Source organism: Sphingobacterium sp. InxBP1 (assembly GCF_026191775.1).
Classification (GTDB): Bacteria; Bacteroidota; Bacteroidia; order Sphingobacteriales; family Sphingobacteriaceae; genus Sphingobacterium; species Sphingobacterium thalpophilum.
On record NZ_JAINDX010000044.1, the window covers coordinates 240,426 to 258,225 of the forward strand.

Annotated in this window: 20 protein-coding genes; 11 read left to right on the plus strand and 9 right to left on the minus strand. The window is 44.6% G+C overall.

Annotated elements, in window-relative coordinates; genetic code table 11:
• Window positions 1–1,494, plus strand: a complete 1,494-nt coding sequence (locus K7A41_RS11670; protein WP_028070264.1) for an MFS transporter — start codon at window positions 1–3, stop codon at window positions 1,492–1,494.
• Between the two features lie 31 nt (window positions 1,495–1,525).
• On the opposite strand, the gene K7A41_RS11675 is transcribed toward K7A41_RS11670, so the two are convergent.
• Both K7A41_RS11675 and K7A41_RS11680 read right to left on the minus strand, forming a co-directional pair.
• Window positions 1,526–2,260 (minus strand): metallophosphoesterase family protein, encoded by a 735-nt coding sequence (locus K7A41_RS11675; RefSeq protein WP_028070265.1) that lies wholly within the window; start codon window positions 2,258–2,260, stop codon window positions 1,526–1,528.
• A gap of 2 nt (window positions 2,261–2,262) precedes the next feature.
• Window positions 2,263–3,084: a nucleotidyltransferase gene (locus K7A41_RS11680; RefSeq protein ID WP_232048759.1), complete on the minus strand. Its 822-nt coding sequence runs from the start codon at window positions 3,082–3,084 to the stop codon at window positions 2,263–2,265.
• Window positions 3,085–3,283: 199 nt separating this feature from the next.
• Here K7A41_RS11680 and K7A41_RS11685 point away from each other — a divergent pair, with 199 nt between their 5' ends.
• Genes K7A41_RS11685 through K7A41_RS11695 form a run of 3 tightly spaced genes read left to right on the plus strand, consistent with a single transcriptional unit; the run spans window position 3,284 to window position 4,747 of the window.
• Entirely contained in the window at window positions 3,284–3,766 is a 483-nt protein-coding gene (locus K7A41_RS11685) for a DUF421 domain-containing protein (RefSeq protein ID WP_028070267.1), read from the plus strand.
• 33 nt (window positions 3,767–3,799) lie between these two features.
• The gene (locus K7A41_RS11690) at window positions 3,800–4,471 is read left to right on the plus strand and encodes a DUF6766 family protein (protein WP_265713823.1); all 672 of its coding nucleotides are present in this window, start codon (window positions 3,800–3,802) and stop codon (window positions 4,469–4,471) included.
• A gap of 33 nt (window positions 4,472–4,504) precedes the next feature.
• Complete coding sequence (locus K7A41_RS11695; protein ID WP_265713824.1) at window positions 4,505–4,747, plus strand: hypothetical protein; 243 nt, start codon at window positions 4,505–4,507, stop codon at window positions 4,745–4,747.
• A 21-nt stretch (window positions 4,748–4,768) separates the two neighbouring features.
• Here the strand turns inward: K7A41_RS11695 and K7A41_RS11700 are convergent, their stop codons facing one another.
• Window positions 4,769–5,842, minus strand: a complete 1,074-nt coding sequence (locus tag K7A41_RS11700; protein ID WP_265713825.1) for a glycosyltransferase family 9 protein — start codon at window positions 5,840–5,842, stop codon at window positions 4,769–4,771.
• 248 nt (window positions 5,843–6,090) lie between these two features.
• On the opposite strand from K7A41_RS11700, the gene K7A41_RS11705 reads away from it, so the two are divergent.
• On the plus strand, window positions 6,091–6,312 hold the full coding sequence (locus tag K7A41_RS11705) for a hypothetical protein (RefSeq protein ID WP_138097022.1): 222 nt from the start codon (window positions 6,091–6,093) through the stop codon (window positions 6,310–6,312).
• Between the two features lie 95 nt (window positions 6,313–6,407).
• Window positions 6,408–8,474 carry a mechanosensitive ion channel family protein gene (locus K7A41_RS11710; protein WP_265713826.1) on the plus strand — a complete coding sequence of 689 codons (2,067 nt, stop codon included), beginning with the start codon at window positions 6,408–6,410 and terminating at the stop codon, window positions 8,472–8,474.
• A gap of 18 nt (window positions 8,475–8,492) precedes the next feature.
• On the opposite strand, the gene K7A41_RS11715 is transcribed toward K7A41_RS11710, so the two are convergent.
• Both K7A41_RS11715 and K7A41_RS11720 read right to left on the minus strand, forming a co-directional pair.
• Entirely contained in the window at window positions 8,493–8,990 is a 498-nt protein-coding gene (locus tag K7A41_RS11715) for a hypothetical protein (RefSeq protein ID WP_028070273.1), read from the minus strand.
• A 77-nt stretch (window positions 8,991–9,067) separates the two neighbouring features.
• A complete protein-coding gene (locus K7A41_RS11720; protein ID WP_265713827.1) occupies window positions 9,068–9,688 on the minus strand; it encodes a DUF4142 domain-containing protein in 621 nt (206 codons plus the stop codon).
• Window positions 9,689–10,064: 376 nt separating this feature from the next.
• Between K7A41_RS11720 and K7A41_RS11725 the strand changes: the two genes are divergently transcribed.
• Window positions 10,065–10,721 (plus strand): response regulator transcription factor, encoded by a 657-nt coding sequence (locus K7A41_RS11725; RefSeq protein WP_265713828.1) that lies wholly within the window; start codon window positions 10,065–10,067, stop codon window positions 10,719–10,721.
• A gap of 84 nt (window positions 10,722–10,805) precedes the next feature.
• On the opposite strand, the gene K7A41_RS11730 is transcribed toward K7A41_RS11725, so the two are convergent.
• Entirely contained in the window at window positions 10,806–11,141 is a 336-nt protein-coding gene (locus tag K7A41_RS11730; protein WP_265713829.1) for a hypothetical protein, read from the minus strand.
• Window positions 11,142–11,451: 310 nt separating this feature from the next.
• Between K7A41_RS11730 and K7A41_RS11735 the strand changes: the two genes are divergently transcribed.
• Window positions 11,452–11,682 carry a hypothetical protein gene (locus tag K7A41_RS11735; RefSeq protein WP_028070277.1) on the plus strand — a complete coding sequence of 77 codons (231 nt, stop codon included), beginning with the start codon at window positions 11,452–11,454 and terminating at the stop codon, window positions 11,680–11,682.
• A 98-nt stretch (window positions 11,683–11,780) separates the two neighbouring features.
• On the opposite strand, the gene K7A41_RS11740 is transcribed toward K7A41_RS11735, so the two are convergent.
• Entirely contained in the window at window positions 11,781–12,305 is a 525-nt protein-coding gene (locus K7A41_RS11740) for a low affinity iron permease family protein (protein WP_265713830.1), read from the minus strand.
• Window positions 12,306–12,430: 125 nt separating this feature from the next.
• Entirely contained in the window at window positions 12,431–13,204 is a 774-nt protein-coding gene (locus K7A41_RS11745) for an SDR family oxidoreductase (RefSeq protein WP_265713832.1), read from the minus strand.
• A gap of 216 nt (window positions 13,205–13,420) precedes the next feature.
• On the opposite strand from K7A41_RS11745, the gene K7A41_RS11750 reads away from it, so the two are divergent.
• Window positions 13,421–14,944, plus strand: coding sequence for an FAD-dependent oxidoreductase (locus K7A41_RS11750; RefSeq protein WP_265713833.1), 1,524 nt, complete (start codon window positions 13,421–13,423; stop codon window positions 14,942–14,944).
• On the opposite strand, the gene K7A41_RS11755 is transcribed toward K7A41_RS11750, so the two are convergent.
• Window positions 14,929–15,795 carry an AraC family transcriptional regulator gene (locus tag K7A41_RS11755; RefSeq protein ID WP_028070281.1) on the minus strand — a complete coding sequence of 289 codons (867 nt, stop codon included), beginning with the start codon at window positions 15,793–15,795 and terminating at the stop codon, window positions 14,929–14,931. The genes K7A41_RS11750 and K7A41_RS11755 overlap by 16 nt on opposite strands.
• 297 nt (window positions 15,796–16,092) lie before the next feature.
• On the opposite strand from K7A41_RS11755, the gene K7A41_RS11760 reads away from it, so the two are divergent.
• The gene (locus K7A41_RS11760; protein WP_028070282.1) at window positions 16,093–17,262 is read left to right on the plus strand and encodes an alpha-hydroxy acid oxidase; all 1,170 of its coding nucleotides are present in this window, start codon (window positions 16,093–16,095) and stop codon (window positions 17,260–17,262) included.
• A gap of 175 nt (window positions 17,263–17,437) precedes the next feature.
• Window positions 17,438–17,761 carry a DUF6660 family protein gene (locus K7A41_RS11765; protein WP_028070283.1) on the plus strand — a complete coding sequence of 108 codons (324 nt, stop codon included), beginning with the start codon at window positions 17,438–17,440 and terminating at the stop codon, window positions 17,759–17,761.
• The last annotated feature ends 39 nt before the right edge of the window (window positions 17,762–17,800 follow it).

The following is a 17,800-nucleotide window of genomic DNA, read 5'->3' on the forward strand; positions in this document are numbered from 1 at the left end:
ATGGACGTTACATCAGAAAACGCTATGGATATCAGACCGAAGCATCATCTTGAGCCACAAGAAATAGAGAGAAGCCTCCGGATGGTTATCATTGATGGGCTATGTTCAGAGATCGTTGTCTGCCTGAGCAGCGGGGCAATCTTGATGGGAGCAGCCTTATTGCTCGGGGCGAGCAATTTTCAGATTGGATTGCTCGCTTCTTTTCCAACATTGTGCAATCTAGCACAGTTGCTGACCATCGTATTAATCCAACGTTATCCTAACCGTAAGGTGATTACGGTGCTTTCCGTATTTATTGCGAAGTTGCCACTTTTGTTGATCGGCTTTGTTATGTGGAGCAATGCCAATCTTTCTTTCAATATACTGCTCGGCTTTATGTTTATTCATTATTTTCTGAGTGCGGTCGGCGGTGCAGGCTGGAACTCGTGGATCAAGGATCTTGTACCCGAACAACGTCTGGGAAGCTACTTTTCAAAGCGAACTAGGGTGATGCAAGTGACGAATATCGCGGTCAGCCTGATTGTGGCAGCATTGGTCGATTATTATGGTAACCGGGCTCCGGAGACACTTTCGGATCTCTATGGTGTATATTTTTTTTCCGCAGGCTTGATAGGGGCGGCAGGTGCTTTTTTTCTCGTGCAGGCCTGTGAACCGAAACAGCACATGTCAGGCGGCAATCTTGGGCCATTACTGCTTGAACCGCTTAAAAATCCGAATTTTAAAAACCTGTTGCTGTTCAACGCCGCTTGGTTACTGGCGATCAATCTTGCGATTCCGTTTTTCACCGTGTTTATGCTGAAGACACTTGGGCTGTCCATGAAGGTGGTCATTTTGCTGACGGTGGTCAGTCAGATCGCTAGTGTGGCCGGACTGCGATTGTGGGGGAATTTGTCGGATAGATACAGTAATAAAAGTATTATTTACCTAACAGCTCCAATTTATATTAGCTGTATTTTACTCTGGATATTTGTCGGTATATATTCGCGTGCTCTGCCCAATCTGGTGCTGTTAGTGCTCCTTCACATCATGACGGGCGTATCTACCGGAGGGATTAATCTAGCACTCACCAATATCGGCCTTAAGCTTGCCCCGAAAACAGATGCGATTATTTATATCACTGTCAAAAATATGGTCGCTTCATTTTTTACAGCTCTTGGTCCGATCTTCGGCGGCTTACTAGTGGATTACTTCTCCACCCGCGAGCTCCAGATCAGTATCTCCTGGAAAAGCCCCGGTCTACAGTCGATGGCCAAACTGATTTACCTGCATGAGTGGAACTTTCTATTTCTGCTGGCTTCCGTATTAGCATTTATCTCGCTTCGACTGCTAGCTAAAGTGCAGGAAAATGGAGAGGTAAGCCACCAACTGGTGAAGAGAATTATGAAAAAGCGCTTCCGTGCAGGCCTCAAAGAAACCCTGCTTGTCGGCAATATTATCACCTTACATGCTCAGCTAAAACAGATATTAAAGCGAAAAACCACGTCGAGCGACTAGCGACGTCAGTCGCTCGACGTGGTTTTTGTGATTAAATATCAATCAACGCGTAGCAGGTATCGTTTTTATGATGGCTCTTAAGCACTGGAACCGCCACATTGTAAATAGGTATACCGGCAGGCGACAGCGCATTAAATTTCCCTGCGTGAGCATGGCCGTGGAATGCGGCCGTTACCTTGCGGCGTTGTAACGGTTCCACTAAGTGTGAAGAACCCAAAAACGGGTAGATTTCCTTAGGTTCGCCCTCGACGGTCTCAGAAATAGGGGCATAATGAAGCAGGGCGACCTTTTTGATTGACGCATGCTCCTGTTCGAGGCGTGCCAGTGCACGATCAAGCAGCAATGACTCATTGACGGCTTCCTGGACAAAGCTCTTCATGGCATCCTCTCCAAACATCGAAAGCATATAGCGTTCAAACCCTCCGCCAAAACCCTTGACCCCTGCGAAGCCTATGTCTTCGATGACAATGGCCTCGCCGTCCAAAACGGTGATCTTATGATCTACCAGAATCTGACGGATCTGCTTCTGTCGGCCCTTTTCATAGTCATGATTACCCAGTACCGCGACGATGGGTAGTTTGATCGCTTGCAGTTCACTTACCAGAAGCTGAGCCTCCTCCTCATCACCAGTATCAGTTAAATCTCCACAAAGTAGCAGTACTTTTGCTTTTTGCGAAATCTCCTCAAATATGGGTTTCCATTTCCCGGCCTGATTGACGTTGATATGAATATCGCCCATGGCGGCGATTGTTGTTTTTGTTGGCATAGTTAAACTGTTTTTATAGTGTATGATTTATAGTCCCATTCCTTGATGTCGATCTGATATTGGGTTTGATCAATCAATGGACCCATACAGACTTTCTCCAAGCAAGCTGGGAGGTCATATTGCTGTTGTGCTCTTTTGATAAGTTCGTCAAATAGCGCTCTTGGGATAATCTCTTTGTAGTCATGGGGATACGTAAACTGAAAAATGATCAGCTGAGCTAAGAGCAGATGCCAATGCTGGTCCATACGCATGAGCAGCTGATCCCAGTTAAATTTTCGTCCATACCGTAGCCAGATATGGTTGATGTCTGCACTGTCGTGGCGTTCTCTGTTTTGAACATAAAGCTTACACCAGACAAGTTCTTCAGCAGGAATATAGCGCACTTTGGTATCGAACAGCACTGCTTCAGGACCGCGGTCGTACCAATCCTGTTCGACCGTGCAGTTGTGATTAACGCTGTCAAAAATGATATCGATAAAGTAAGGCTCTTGATATATTTTCGCCAGCCACCTTACGTCGGTAAGCTCGGTTTCATAACCGTGGGCTGCAAAATGTTTTAAAATGTTGGGGTACTCGCTGCTTTTGCAGAAGATGTCCAGATCTTTGGTGGGCCTTGTGATTCCGGTGTAGTGAAACATAGCTAGAGCTCCGCCGACCATAAATTGGCTTCCGCTTGCATGAAGCAGTTGAAGAGTATCCCGAAAGAACGATAAACAATCTTCAGGTAGATTATCGAGGTGTATCATGTTTTCTTTTTCTGTAAAACAGCCTGCCGATACCTGTGGTTTGGCATACTGCCTGAAAGCGTATTTGAACGTGAGCATGCAGTATAATTACTTATTTTTTACATTTGAACAACCGCGGTGCATAGTTATTGTTCTTTTCCTGAACATGCCGCAGTATAGCCGTTTTGATTTCAGAAGCGATTAAGGTAACTCTGATGAACTTTAACGGTCTAATCATCTGACCGATAGCAGGTGGCATAGTATATTGTTTAATACGTGAATAAACGCAATAGTATCCATGGAAACATTGTTTGGCTCGGGTGAAGAACTGACAGTTGTTCAGATGGCATTGCGGGCGCTGATCATGTTTATTGTAGCCCTGTTTTTAGTACGCTTAGGAGGTATGAGAATACTGGGCCGAAAATCGGGTGTCGATTTTGTTATCATTATCATGCTGGGATCCGTATTGGCCAGGGGTATCGTAGGAGCCTCACCTTTCGTGCCGACAGTGGCAGCAGGTTTTGTGATGATTATTACGAATAAACTGCTGGCACAGCTGGCTACGCGTTTTCCCCTTTTAGGCGATTTAATCAAAGGGAAGCCTGCGGTATTATATAAAGAAGGCAGGATACAATGGGATCAGATGCAACGACTTGGCGTGAGTAGGACGGATCTGCTGACTAGTCTACGGCTGGAAACGCTTAGTACACAGCTAGATGAAGTTGAAGTAGCCCTTATGGAACCCAATGGCCGGATTAGTTTTACATTGAAAAAGAAGTGACCACACTGCAATCTTATCGTTAACACTATGAATATGAAAGAAAAAAAAGCATATTCTTACTTTTATCGCAATGGCTTGAGCCTTGTGTTTTTGGGTCTTTTTATATGTACTTTGTGCATGCAGCTACTCACTGGCTGGAAAGTGTATAATGAAGAGTTGCAGCAGGCTCATTACCCGGCTATGCCTTTATTTAGCTACCTGAAGACAGGACATTGTATATCGGCCACCTTTGAGAACTTTGAAAGTGAATTCTTGCAAATGGCCATGTACGTATTGCTGACAGTAGGTCTCCGCCAATGGGGGTCTGCTGAATCGAAAAAATTTGACGAACCCGAGGCGGTGGACCGGGACCCTCAGCCAAATGCAGATGCTCCATATCCTGTGCGCAGGGGTGGCTGGATGTTGCGTCTTTACAGTTCATCTCTATTTATCTGTTTTGCCGTACTTTTTCTTGTGAGCTGGGCGGTACATTTCTATGGCAGCTGGCGGCACCATAATGCAGAACAGCTCCTTGACGGATTACCGACGGACGGTGCTCTGGCTTACCTCATCATGCCGGAATTCTGGTTCGAAACTTTTCAGAACTGGCAAAGTGAGTTTCTATCTGTGCTAGCCATTGTCTTTTTCACCATATTCCTACGTCAAAAGGGATCACCGGAATCGAAACCGGTGGATGCTCCACATAGTCAGACCGGTAAGGATTAAAAATCAGCAAGTGATACCAATTAATATATGTATATGAAGACAGCAACAATACTTGTTACCCTGATATTAAGTTGCTCTACCTTGGTTGGTTGCGGCAGCGGGGAGCAGAAAATGGAAGCGAATTCGAACGGTCCGGCGGATACCGTTGGTAAAAAAAATGGCCTACCCCTAGACAATTTGCAGCGCAGCCGAGGTAAGGATACAACGACGGAACAGGAAAATGATCGTTCTGGCGTTCCTTTGGACAATCTAGACCGCGATAAAAAGAACGATTGATTACGAACCTTATAATTGCGCTTATGCAAGCCGCAGAAGTTTGAGTGCTTCGTCCAGTACTTCACTTACAGGGATATGATCAACAAACGAATTGAGGTGTTCGCACTGCGCTGTTTTGGGTTCAAAAGGATACGGATTATTCGGCATGATGCCACATTTTGGACAACGTAGCTCCCAATCTATCAATATACGATGCCGGTGGCCGCTGAGAGGCCCCCAGTTAATCACATTTGGCGCCCAGAGTAAACCTATCGTACTGGCGCCTACCGCTCGGGCTAGGTGCAAAGGGCCGGTGTCATTTGAAATGACTAATGAACTTTTAGACTGCAAAGCCGCCAGCACCCCTAAGGAGATTCCCCTATAGAGAGCCACTGCTGAACAGGACATCTGCTCCCGAATGTGGTCAATAATATGCTTTTCATACACGTCGCCGGCGAGCACAATTTTATAGTTGTGCTCGGAAAGCCGATCGCCTAATCGTATAAATTTTTCGGCCGGCCAGCGTCTGCGTGGATCAGTAGCGCCTGGATGAAACACGATGAATCGCCCTTTTATATCTGCCTCCTCCAGTAATATATTAGCTTGTACAGACTCTTGGTCTTTTAAACAGATCACAGGATCGAGTGGACATGGACGTTTGGTAACCAGACTCACTAGTTCACAATAGCGTAGTACCTCGTTCTGGTAATATGTATATGGAACCTGAAGGTCATATCGATAGGGCGTAGGAGGGGTATGGCCTACTGTAAGGCGAGCTCCTAAATGTTGGATAAATGCTGCTGAACGTGGGTGGCAACCCTGAAAATTGAAAACGATATCAAAGCTTTCGTTATCGAGCAACGACCAGAATTCCGTATTTGGCTCCTCAGGATCGGAGAGTGAAGATACACGGTAACATTGCGGTACCGGAATGACGCGGTCAAATGCACAGCGTCCCGGAGTAATGAACTGCTGATGCCAGGGTAGTCCGAACAGGATGATTTCTGCGGCCGGATAAATTTCTTTAAGAGCCTTAACTGCCGGAAGACAGACCAATAGGTCACCCAGTCCATTAGTGGCCCGCAGGACAGCGATCTTTTGAATACTATTTTGCATAAAGAGTTTCTGAAAAGAACTTTGTAAGTATGGATAGGGTTCTGCCAAAGGCTATAATCCAAGTTAATACGCATTATGTCGTAGTAGTACGTGTGGGCCAGTGTTTACATCATGATGCATTCGACGGCCTTATAAGGACCGATACTACTCCACGTAGTTGTACGACTTTGATCTGTTAACTACTTAAAATGCCTCTTGATACAACTTTTCGAGCTGTATTACTGTTCAACTTTCGAATAAATTTAAAAATGAACGATAGACTTATGAAAAAAGTTTTTTTCACTCTGTTAGCACTCCTCGGATTGTGGGGCTGCGGCAACAACAGCAATAAAGGAGCTGACTCCAATGCTACGTATGATTCATCCATGACACCTGACGTGGATACCACGGGTATGTCCACTAACGACTCATTAGGGAACGATAGGACTGACAGTTTGCAGCGGCAGCCATCGCCTGCACGACCTGAATAGATACGGAGAAAAGAAGTATGCGCAACATATGGATTTCAGTATTACTGTTTACGAGGCTAGGATGCATATTGTACCTTAGCCTCTTTTTTGCGTCAGTGCGTGCACAAGACAGCAGTCGGCTTTCGGCGGATACGACTACTCTCAAAGATTCGCTTCCCGAGAATCCGCTCGCCACGGCACGCGGATATCTACAGCAATGGCGACAGCAGCTAGATAAGTACTACGCGGGGCTAGATAGCGTCAAGCGCAATGTAGCGTGGCAAAGGCAGCAGCAGGATCAATCAACACCGAGGCAAGCGGGGGAGTACATCGACCGTATGCTGCCGAATCTTAATAGACTGCAACATAAGATCAAGTTATTTCGTAACCAGACCATACCCCAAGATTCGACAGCCACAGTGTGGCGGGCTGTCCAAGACAGCGCTACGGTATTGGATCAGGAAGCAGAAGCATTGCAGATGGATTTAGCTGAACTAGCTATGAGAGTGCGGCAGCAACAGCAGCTGCTTCAATCTGAGCGTAGTGATCCGTTCTGGGGGCGATGGCTCGCGCTTATGCATAAAAATCTTGAGCAGGATGGCCTCTCCATGCCTTATGTTGATCAAGCTTGGGACGGCCGCTTTTTACTACTTTTGGTTAGCTTGGCATACCTTTATTGGCTTTATCGGATGCGCCGGCAGGATGTTGGACGAAGCGAGCGGCTACCGCTTCATCGCAATCAGCCCTGGTGGATTCCGATCCTAAAATTGGGTGTCTTTTTCCTGATTGCACTGCCGTTGACCTCTTTCCGGATTCCAGTACTTGTACTGGAACTGAGCTACCTCTTGATCTTTAGTTTCTTGTATCTTTTGACGCGCTCCGAGCTGCCGACGTTTAAGATCAGGGTGATGCGCCTGGTCTTCTTGTATTATATCGCACTTCTGATAGTCAACTTGTTGCTTGGGACGGATCTGTTCACGAGAAGTTTATCCGTCATTGTTAATATTTTTGGGATCGGCCTGATATGGGCGCTGGGGCGGAAGACCGCAAATCAGAATCCGCTTGATCATCTGAATCGTTTATCCCGATGGGCATTATTGGTAATCATATCGCTATCTGTGATATTTCATATTGCGGGCTTTATGAATCTTGCACGGACATGTGCTATTGCTGGTGGAATCGGACTGCTGCAAGCGTTGTCTTTGCGTGGCTTCCGGGATATGCTGGCGCATGATGTGCTCAATTCTTACGAAAATGCCGAGGCAGACCGATTTGTACGCAGATTGGACAAATTTCGGCTTATTGCCACAGTTCGTCGGATAACGCACCTTTTTACCATTATCCTAGTCATTATTGTGTGGACAAATTCCCTGCATCTGACCAGCGAAGTACGTCGCGTAGTGGAGCATCTGCTAAACACCAGCCATCATATCGGGAGCATTACCTATACCTATGGCGATGTTTTGCTAGCCGTTGCTGTTGTGGCCATGGCAAACTGGATCCAAAAAAATCTTAAAGAGTTGCTGGATCAGCCTGGGGCGCAAAACAACCAACGTCGAATAGCTCTTTTGCCGTTGGTACGGGTACTTGTTTTTATCATAGGTTTTTTGATCGGAATCCGAATTTTGGGCCTTGGCATAGATAAGCTGACCGTCATTGTAGGGGCACTCAGTGTCGGAATCGGGCTGGGACTGCAGAATATCATTAATAATTTTGTTTCGGGCGTTATCCTGGTGTTTGAACGCCCGTTTAAAGTCGGGGACTATATCGAGTTGGCAGATAAAAAAGGACAAGTCAAACAAGTGGGCATCCGATCCAGTACCTTGCTTACTGATCAAGGCGCTCAGGTCATCATTCCAAATGGGGACCTGCTTTCAGGCAGGCTCGTGAACTGGACGTTTGAAGAGTCCGATATCCGTTTAAATTTGCAGCTAACATTCACGACCGCGCGGCACATTGAAAAATGGAAAAGTTGGCTCGAAAACTGTATTCATACATTTCAGGAAATAGATCGTACCGTACCGATTAAAATACTTACAAAAGATATCGCCGGCGATGCTTACGTACTGTTCGTGCAGGTCGGCATTCACAATGTACAGCAAATAGAAAATTTCAGGAGCAAGTTTTTGGAACAGATCAAAGCAGAAGCTGCGGTGGATGATTCCAAAGTAAGCTCTGCTTAAAGATCTTTACGGCATTGATCACTCTTCTGATCGGTAGTAAGCCCAGCCTTGTAGCTGTTCGACTTCATTTGCTTGCCTGAGGTCCACCACGGTATTGAGACCGAGCTCAAAAGACTGGAGGCTGGCAGCATTCAGTTCGTGAATTGGGTAGAAGATAGCATTTTCGTTAGGCATGTCTACATTTCCCTGTAACCATTTGTAACCTTCGGCGTGAAAGTTATCGATCAATGTATCCGTAATGGCATTCAGGTAACGCATCATCTTTTTAATCCAGATGCGCTCGTCCTCTACGCGGTCGGGATAGTGTTCGTTGGTGAAATCAAGTATTAACTGTTCGCCCTCATCGCCAAAACCATCGCGGATCATGGCGAGCCCCATACTTCTGGCTTCTTCCTGATAGTAATCGTTGTTATACGACAATTCTAGCTCACCAGCAATAGGGCTGGCTTCAATTTTTGCGCGGAGCGCCATTTGTCTGTTGAGGAGCTCATGAATATAGTCAAATGTCTGTTCCATACCAAATATATTTAATAAGTTGGAGGACAAAGCTATTGGCTTTGTCCCCGAATTGGAAAGGTGGAGTAATTATGATATTATTTCAATGTGGGCTTTGGAATCTTGGTTTTTCCTGGCGTCGGTATGCCTGGGATACTGCTGTTAGACGTACCCCCGTTGGGCATTGTGCTGGATGTCGGTTTTATAGTTTTTATCTGATCTAGATGTTTTTCGAACCTAGGCACCTTATCGCCGGCAAATTTTCGTAAGTCGGCATCGGTAGTAGCCGTGCCTGTGTTGGCATCTTTAAAAAGATTAATGGCATCCTGATGGCTTTTTACCATCATGTCAGTATATACACTGTCAAAAGTTGCGGCGTCAGCATTATTCAGCTTATCGATCATATCTTTATAATTCTGATCGTCAGCTGTATTCAACTGCCAGTTTTTGTTTTTTACCAACGTGGATAATTCATTGCCGGCGGCGGTATGATCATCAACGATCATCTGTGCATAATGCTTTATATTCTGATTCTGGGATTTGCTCAGTGCAATATTGGCTGCCTGTAATTCAAAATTGTTGCTGGCGGTAGCCTTGCTTGCAAAATCCAGATCACCTTGTTGTGCGCCGGTGGTCGCTGCAGTGTCCTGCGCCTTGGCAACCATGGCCCAGGCGAAAATGGCCATGCATAAGCCGAGAGTTTTTAAAATGGTTTTCATGATACTAATTATTAATTATTAACGATTTCTTTTAGTTCGCGTGTCATTCCCTTTGCGCCTATAATGGATTATGATATAGGTCGCCACCAGGATAAATACGATGCCAATTACAATGGATGTAAACATATGCTTCTGTTTTGTTTGTCTATTCGCAATAGGAACAAGCATCAAGAAAGTTGTGTTTGAGGAAGCGGAATTTTGCGTATTTCAAGCAGTATTCGCCATGGATACGTTTTCGATGCGTAGAAATTCTTAATCGGGCCGATGAATTGTCATTGAAACTCATGAATAACGAAGTTGCTTTTTCCAAAACTATTTTTAACCGAAGGCTGTTTTTGTTGAAAAATCCACTTATTATATAAAAGTATAGCAAACTATGACGCAATTAGTTTTGGTAGATGACCATAGGCTGGTACGGTCCGGTTTCCGATTGATTTTAGAAGCTCAAAAAGATATAACTGTGATTGCAGAAGCAGAAAATGGGCAAGCTGCTTTAGCCTATTTGGCTCAAGGTGTACATCCGGATGTGATCTTGACCGATATTCATATGGACGGTATGAGCAGCATCCAGTTTATTCAGCAAGTGAAGCAGCAATATGCTGAAGTAAAGTTAATTGTGTTGTCAATGGATGATAAGTTCTTTACCGTACAGGAAGCCCTAAGTAGCTGTGCTGACGGCTATTTGCTTAAAAGTTCGCATGCCGAAGAAATTTTATTTGGTATCCAGCAAGTACAACGCGGCATCCGTTACATCAGTTCGGCTTTAAGCATCAATCTGATCAGTAATTCCGTGCAGTTTACACCTACAGAAGCTGACAGAGCGCAAGTGATGGCCAGATACGACATTTCAGAACGCGACATGCTGGTTTTAGAGCTGATCGCCCAAGGATATACAAATGCAGAGATTGCAGATCAGATCTTTTTAAGCAAGCGCACGGTAGAAGGACACCGGCAGCAGCTCATTGAAAAAACCAAATCAAAGAACACAGCCGGTTTAGTTCGTTTTGGCTTCCAGAACAAGCTATTGGTTTAGAAAAATAACTGGACAATTGAATGCTGGCAAGCCGGAACGGGTTATGACGAGATCCGTCATAACCCATTACATGTCGTCAATCCCTTAAATAGTAGTTTCGTCTAAGTCTGACGGTGGGGACATCGGTTCAGAAGGTAGTCCCTCAGCATCATTAGCGCTCTGATCCCATTCTTCTTGGTCGATTTCAGGAAATGCATTCTCACCTTCAATTCCTACCTCCTCATCAAATCCCAAGTCATCCTCATCAGGTATTTCGGGCTGTTTGTTGGGGTCGTTTTCTGGCAGTTCCTCTTCCGGCTGGTTGGGTATTTCGCCGGGAAAGTCTTCCGGTCCAGGCTGAGATACAATAGCTGCTGCAATAACAGGCACTCCTTGGTGCTTTTGTTGTTCGATCTCTGTTTTATTCATGGTTCTTGACATTTGGTTCTACCTATTGAACGAAAGTAACCAACATATGGTTAAGCGAATAAGTACGCATTCCAATTTGATTTATACGAAAAAAAAGCTGCAGCGAAGAGGTATACTTGCCTTTAGAACGTGTTTTTACTTTGCGAAAGCGAAATATGCGTGATCTGAATCATTATAGTGAATTCAGTAAACCAAAACAGTAAACTTATTGTTCAACTCACAGAGCTTAACGCAAGAAGCGCAATGATCGGAGACCGCTGCGCTTCCAGAATTAAATAGATCATAGAATAAACAATATTTTTAAACTTTAAACATCGATATTATGGCATTAACTACAGGAAATGAAGGTGAAATTACCAAAAAAATAGAACAGCAGACTTCGAAGGTACCGTCCACGTTATTTTTGGGCGCAGCATTGGTTGCCATGGGCGTGTCAGCAGCGCTCAAATGCATGGCTAATGACAAGACTGCATTATTCGTCGGCCAATGGGCAGCGCCATTTTTATTGTTAGGAATTTACAATAAAATTGTGAAAACTGAAGGGCACGATTAAAATTTAAGTCACCACTTTGGTAAGTAAAATGGAAAATGAAGGGACCGTCCTACGTTACGGATGGTCCCTTTCTAAACTACTCATCTAATACAGGCACCTCAGCCATTTTTTCTGGTCGATGTACCGGACTTATCTGCTTTTGATACTACATCCATATCTTGACTAGCGCCTTGTCTTCTTTTCCTTTTGGAATCGTGATTTTCACGTGCTGCATCGATGGAGTGCGTGCAGGTTAGGTCGTTTTCCTTTAATGCTAATTCCGCGATATGCGAATAGAATTTTGCAAGTTGGTCCAGTTCGTTTTCGCTTAGATCTTCGAGGTTAACCATACGATTACTGGTCCCCTGGTGCGAAGCAATCAGCTCATTAAGTTTTAAATGGATTGCTTTGGAGTCCTTATTCTGCGATTTCTGTATTAGAAAAACCATTAAAAAGGTGACAATAGTTGTCCCTGTGTTGATGACGAGCTGCCAAGTTTCGGAATAATTGAATACGGGACCACTTATTGCCCAGATAATCACGGTAGAGGTCGCCAAAATAAAGGCGGCGGAACTACCAGTGGCATGGGTTGCCCAATTTGAAAATCGCTCGAACAAGTTTTTCTTATTTTTGTTCTTTTTCATTATTTACATTGTTTAGCCTGTAGACAGTGATGGGACGTCTATAACACAAGTTATAGGTTCAAAATTCCTATTAAATATCCAATAGTCTTTGACAACAGCGCGTTGATGTGCAGTAATTAAACTGGTTATATAATCTGCAACAGTGGTTTTACCTGCATGGCTACAACTCCTGTCCGTATAGGCTGCGACACGATAAAAGCTATTGCGCGCGCGATATCTTCGGCGTACAGCATTTCCATATCGTCAATCTTTTGTTGTTGCTCTTCCGGTGGATAAGGTTGCATATCAGTACCGACCGCGCCGGGTTCAATTAGCGACACCTGGATTCCCTTCGGATTGACTTCTTTACGAAGAGATTCGGTAAATGCCTGAATAGCACCTTTGGAGCAGACGTATACGGAACTTTGCGCCTCCCGAACGTCCGCACTCATCGAACCTACGTTTACGATATGCCCAGCACCGCGAGGTTCCATCCGAATTAATGCTGAACGGGCACAGGCGAGATACCCGAGAATATTTGTCCGAAGCAAATAATCCTGGTCCGTATAGCTACCGTCTTTGACAGACTGAAAAGCAATTGCCGCATTGTTAATCAATATATCCAGCTGGTCATATTGATCGTCAAATTCCTTGAAAAGCTTTTCAATCCCTTCTTGAGTGGCGAGATCTACCACAATCCCGCGCAGCGATCCCGCCATCTCAAACTTTTCATAGTCGCGCAATGTGTCTTCCAGCTGTTGCTCGTGATGTCCGCAGACGAATATATCATTGCCGAGCGCAGCGAGCAGAAGTGCTGTTGCTCGCCCAATTCCAGTTGTGCCACCTGTGACCAATATTTTTTTACCCTTCACCCACGTAGGAGTGATTGCATCGAGGTAGTCTTTCGCGTCGCTTTTCATGATTATCGTTCTAAGTCTATTCTTATTTTTTATAGGAACATGATTTGAAATAGGAAGGTTTTGACCGGCAAGCGAAGGCGTATTTCTTGTTTTTTTTACGTATTTATTCGGCAAACTATAGTATCGCAGTATGGGTTCAATTTCCGCAAACCATAATGAATTATACCACGAAAGGCTGGGGTTCCATTTTCCCGGCCTTTTAAAATTGATTAGTCTATGAAACGTGACGGCTTTAACAGTAGCTTCTGGCAGAAAGCTCCAGAATATGATTTTCGTTATCATGCAAAAGAATCGGCATACGATACTATTATCGTCGGCGCAGGCATTACAGGTGTGACGCTGGCGTTAGAACTGCAAAATAAAGGTATTCACTGTCTTCTGATCGAGAAAGAAACTCCGGGTTTTGGTACGACAGGAGGGACCACTGCCCACATTAATAACTTTTTCGATGCTTCCTATGACGAAATTATCAACAATTTTGGACAGCAGGGAGCGCAGTTACTTGCCGATAGCGCGCAGAATACGTTAACGTATATCCACGACAATGTCCGAACCTACGCTATAGACTGTGATTTTGCCGAATGCGATTTTTTTTTATTTAGTGCCGAGAAACAGCAAAACGAGCAATTGGACAAAATACTGAAAGCACATCGAAACTTGGGCGTAAAAACTGTTGAAACAAGTAATATTCCATTCAATCTACCGTTTGAAAAAGCAATTCGCATTGAGGGACAGGCACAGTTTCATCCATTAAAGTATCTTAATGGTATGTTGCATGCATATATCAAGGCTGGGGGAGCGCTGTTGGTTCAGCAGCGTGTCAAAGACTTTAAAAACAGCAACGGGCTGATCACATTAAAAGCGGAAGATGGACGTACATTTACTGCAAAAGATCTAATTTGGGCCACCCATATTCCTCCTGGGAAAAATCGCTTTAGTATTTTGCTGGCGCCCTACCGAAGCTACGCACTCGCGTTAAAACTCCGAAATCAGCCCCAGCAGCTTGGTCAGGCTGCTGACCTTTATGATCCATATCATTATTGTCGCTACCACCGATCAGGAAAGGATTACTACCTTATTGCCGGCGGATTCGACCACAAGACAGGTGATGACCAGGACACCGAAAAACACTTCGACGAACTGCAGCAATATGTGAGTACACATTTCCCCGATGGGGAATTCGTAGCAAAATGGTCGTCACAATATTACGTCTCTGCCGACGGACTGCCTTATATTGGACGGATGCCGCACGAGAGCAATATCTACATATCGACGGGCTACGGTGGCAATGGAATGACCTTTGGCTCCATGGCAGCACTGATCATTCCTGACCTTATCGCTGGCAAAGAAACCGCTTTGAGTAAAGTGCTATCGCCAGGACGGATCAAGCCCATAGCCAGTGCAAAAAGCGTAATTTCAGAAGGCATCAATGCTTCCGGCCACTTTATCAAAGATAAGCTGTCGGCAGAGGAATTAGACCATTTCAAAGATATACAGCTCAATGAAGGTAAAGTGGTGTCCTATCATAATGAGCAAATAGCCGTATACCGGGACCAAACGGGAATGTTACATCTATTGTCGCCCACTTGCCCCCATATGGGCTGTATGGTAAACTGGAACCCCGCAGAAAAATCATGGGATTGCCCTTGCCACGGTTCTCGCTTTGATATTGACGGTAAATTGCTGAATGGACCTGCCGTGAGTGATTTATCATCGGCAACGATTTATTCGCTTAAGTGAGTTCTATATTTGCTGGGCGTAATGCCTTTGATAGATTTGAAAATTTTGTTGAAGTTGGACAAACTGTTGAATCCACAGGTATATGCGATATTGGTGATCTGTAATCCGTCTTCAGCGATCAGACGACACGCTTCGCTTATACGGACTTCATTCACAAATTGCACGAAGGTCTTTTGTGTGCGTGTTCTGAAATACCGGCAAAACGAATGCTTTGACATACTGGACATCTTCGCAACTTGGTCCAAGGTGATTTCTCTGCTAAAGTTATTAAATACATATTTAAATATCCGGTCTATCTTTTCATTGTCCACAGGATTGTATCGGTGCGTATAACCGGGGCTGCAAATATATTCGAATTCCCCCGAATGGACCATTATTTCAATCATCTCTAAAAGTAAAATGGTTTTTTCGAACCCGTAATCCAACTTAGCAATCTGCTCGAGTTTTTCCTTCAGGAGTTCTTTGGTCTTGCCATGGAAGAGAATGCCTCTTTTTGATGAAGCCAAAAAGGATTCAATTTTGTGTGTCTTGAAAAACTTGCCGAAGGCTTCAATGATGGGAGCCGGTTCGATATAAAGGGTCAAGGAGTGCGAACCGGCAACAATCGCGTGCTGGTTTTGTCCGTTATGCCATACATGCGGCAGATCGGGACCTACAAAAGTCAGTTCACCGCTTGCAAAACGGTCTATACTGTCGCCAATAATTCGTGTCCCTTCACTTTGCACAATATACGTCATCTGACAGGCACTATGGAAATGGAATTCCGTGGAAAAGAAAGGCCTGCACACCTCTTTTGTAGCAAAGGTTGCTATTTCTCCGCCATCTAGTATCTTCGCGAAAATGGGTTTCATACAAGCAGTAATGTTACACTTAAGTCGTGTTTAAATATAGCTTATTTTGGCGCCAAAATAAAAGAAAGGATAAAAATCTGTTAATATAGTGTGTAAATTGAGCAATGTAGGCGTAGCAATCCAATGAACTGAACAGTAAATTAGCTGCCGTGGGAGATGGGTAACCGGTAGGTAGGTGAGTGCAGGATGCGGCCTTCCGCCGAAAAGGTTAAATTAGCCAGCTGAATAACAACATTTAAAGTTTAACTATATTAAGCGAGCAGAGAAACGACTGCCAAATTAAATAACACAATTATCATGAGCCAGAAGTTTACGTATGATACACGATTCCCTTCCGTAGAAGATTTAAGAAAACGGGCAAAGAAGAGGATTCCCAAGTTTGCATTTGACTATTTGATCGGAGGGGCCAATGAAGAACTTAACCTTGCACGCAATGAAAACGATTTTGACCAGATATTGCTAAAGCCTCAGTATTTGCGGGCTAGTGGTGATATTGATCTGTCTGTCGAGCTTTTCGGCCGTCGTTACAGTGCACCATTTGGCGTCTCGCCGATTGGACTGCAGGGACTGATGTGGCCTAATGCACCAGAGATTTTGGCGAAAGCAGCTGCCAGAAATGATATACCGTATATTTTGAGCACGGTATCGACAAGCAGTATCGAAAGGATTGCGGAGGTGTCAGAGGGAAAGGCCTGGTTTCAGCTGTACCATCCGACCGAGAACACGCTGCGCGACGATATTTTGCGTCGTTTGAAGGAGGTGGAATGTCCTGTGCTTGTGGTGCTGGTAGATGTCCCTGCTTTTGGGCTCCGTTATAAGGAAATCAAAAGCGGACTTTCGATGCCACCGAAGATGAATATTACGAATATTCTACAAGCTTTTGCGTGCCCCACCTGGGGCATCGAAACACTCCGCAATGGTATTCCTTCTTTTGCAACATTGAAGCCTTATATGGATAAAGGACTAGATCTTGCGCAATTGGGACAATTTATGAATCGGACTTTTACAGGTAAAGTGGATGTGGAAAAGATTCGAGCCATACGAGATCTTTGGAAAGGCCCCCTAGTATTGAAAGGTATCGCTACAGATGAAGATATGCAAGCTGCAATAGCCTTGGGAGTGGACGGAGTAATTGTATCCAATCACGGCGGCCGGCAGCTGGATGCCAGCGAGTCGTCCATCAACTCACTGATCCATTTAGCTGCTAATCCGGAGTACAGGAGCAAGTTAAAGATCATGCTGGATGGAGGGATCCGTTCGGGAGTGGATTTAGCCCGGGCGCATGCTGTGGGGTCTGAATTTAATTTTATGGGAAGGCCATTTATGTATGGCGTTGGTGCTTTGGGCAATGCAGGCGGAGATCATACGATCAATATGTTTAAGGCGCACCTGTTTCAGGTAATGAAGCAACTGAGCATTTCCAGAATAGATGAATTCCCGCAGCGTCTTCAGAAAGTGTTAGCGTAGATGTCTTTGGATATAAAGGCGTTTGTCTATTTCGACAAGCGCCTTTTTTGGGAGGGCCATAGTAATTATCTTGCAAACAAGCCTATAACTTAGTGACAGATTTCCGGCATGAATAAATGAAGAAAAGCGATCGAAGGACGAATTTTTAAAATATTTTTATACATTTGTCTTTACGATGAGGCTAATAGTTTTCATACTGATCACCTATATTCTGGGACTTTCTTTTGTTCCGTGTAGCGATACGAGCCCAGGTATCGAGGAGAGTCTGGAAATGCAGGTAAGCCATTCACATACCCATGAAGAGGATAATGACGCCTGTTCCATTTTTTGTTACTGCAATTGCTGTAGTGGAAATATAACGGTTTTCGAATATCAGCTTCCCCGAATTGACGGCATCCCGGTCACCATCTATTTTGACAACCGCATGCCTGTCTTCAATAGCACTGTTGTTTCCAACTACTTCGGAACGATTTGGCAGCCGCCTAAAATTAATACTTAATTTATTCTTGACTATTGCAAATGGCGAAGCCTGTCGGAA

Coding starts and splice junctions, on each gene's coding strand:
- K7A41_RS11670 (WP_028070264.1), top strand. CDS start 1: ATGGACGTTACATCAGAAAACGCTATGGATATCAGACCGAAGCATCAT.
- K7A41_RS11675 (WP_028070265.1), bottom strand. CDS start 2,260: ATGCCAACAAAAACAACAATCGCCGCCATGGGCGATATTCATATCAAC.
- K7A41_RS11680 (WP_232048759.1), bottom strand. CDS start 3,084: ATGCTCACGTTCAAATACGCTTTCAGGCAGTATGCCAAACCACAGGTA.
- K7A41_RS11685 (WP_028070267.1), top strand. CDS start 3,284: ATGGAAACATTGTTTGGCTCGGGTGAAGAACTGACAGTTGTTCAGATG.
- K7A41_RS11690 (WP_265713823.1), top strand. CDS start 3,800: ATGAAAGAAAAAAAAGCATATTCTTACTTTTATCGCAATGGCTTGAGC.
- K7A41_RS11695 (WP_265713824.1), top strand. CDS start 4,505: ATGAAGACAGCAACAATACTTGTTACCCTGATATTAAGTTGCTCTACC.
- K7A41_RS11700 (WP_265713825.1), bottom strand. CDS start 5,842: ATGCAAAATAGTATTCAAAAGATCGCTGTCCTGCGGGCCACTAATGGA.
- K7A41_RS11705 (WP_138097022.1), top strand. CDS start 6,091: ATGAACGATAGACTTATGAAAAAAGTTTTTTTCACTCTGTTAGCACTC.
- K7A41_RS11715 (WP_028070273.1), bottom strand. CDS start 8,990: ATGGAACAGACATTTGACTATATTCATGAGCTCCTCAACAGACAAATG.
- K7A41_RS11720 (WP_265713827.1), bottom strand. CDS start 9,688: ATGAAAACCATTTTAAAAACTCTCGGCTTATGCATGGCCATTTTCGCC.
- K7A41_RS11725 (WP_265713828.1), top strand. CDS start 10,065: ATGACGCAATTAGTTTTGGTAGATGACCATAGGCTGGTACGGTCCGGT.
- K7A41_RS11730 (WP_265713829.1), bottom strand. CDS start 11,141: ATGTCAAGAACCATGAATAAAACAGAGATCGAACAACAAAAGCACCAA.
- K7A41_RS11735 (WP_028070277.1), top strand. CDS start 11,452: ATGGCATTAACTACAGGAAATGAAGGTGAAATTACCAAAAAAATAGAA.
- K7A41_RS11740 (WP_265713830.1), bottom strand. CDS start 12,305: ATGAAAAAGAACAAAAATAAGAAAAACTTGTTCGAGCGATTTTCAAAT.
- K7A41_RS11745 (WP_265713832.1), bottom strand. CDS start 13,204: ATGAAAAGCGACGCGAAAGACTACCTCGATGCAATCACTCCTACGTGG.
- K7A41_RS11750 (WP_265713833.1), top strand. CDS start 13,421: ATGAAACGTGACGGCTTTAACAGTAGCTTCTGGCAGAAAGCTCCAGAA.
- K7A41_RS11755 (WP_028070281.1), bottom strand. CDS start 15,795: ATGAAACCCATTTTCGCGAAGATACTAGATGGCGGAGAAATAGCAACC.
- K7A41_RS11760 (WP_028070282.1), top strand. CDS start 16,093: ATGAGCCAGAAGTTTACGTATGATACACGATTCCCTTCCGTAGAAGAT.
- K7A41_RS11765 (WP_028070283.1), top strand. CDS start 17,438: ATGAGGCTAATAGTTTTCATACTGATCACCTATATTCTGGGACTTTCT.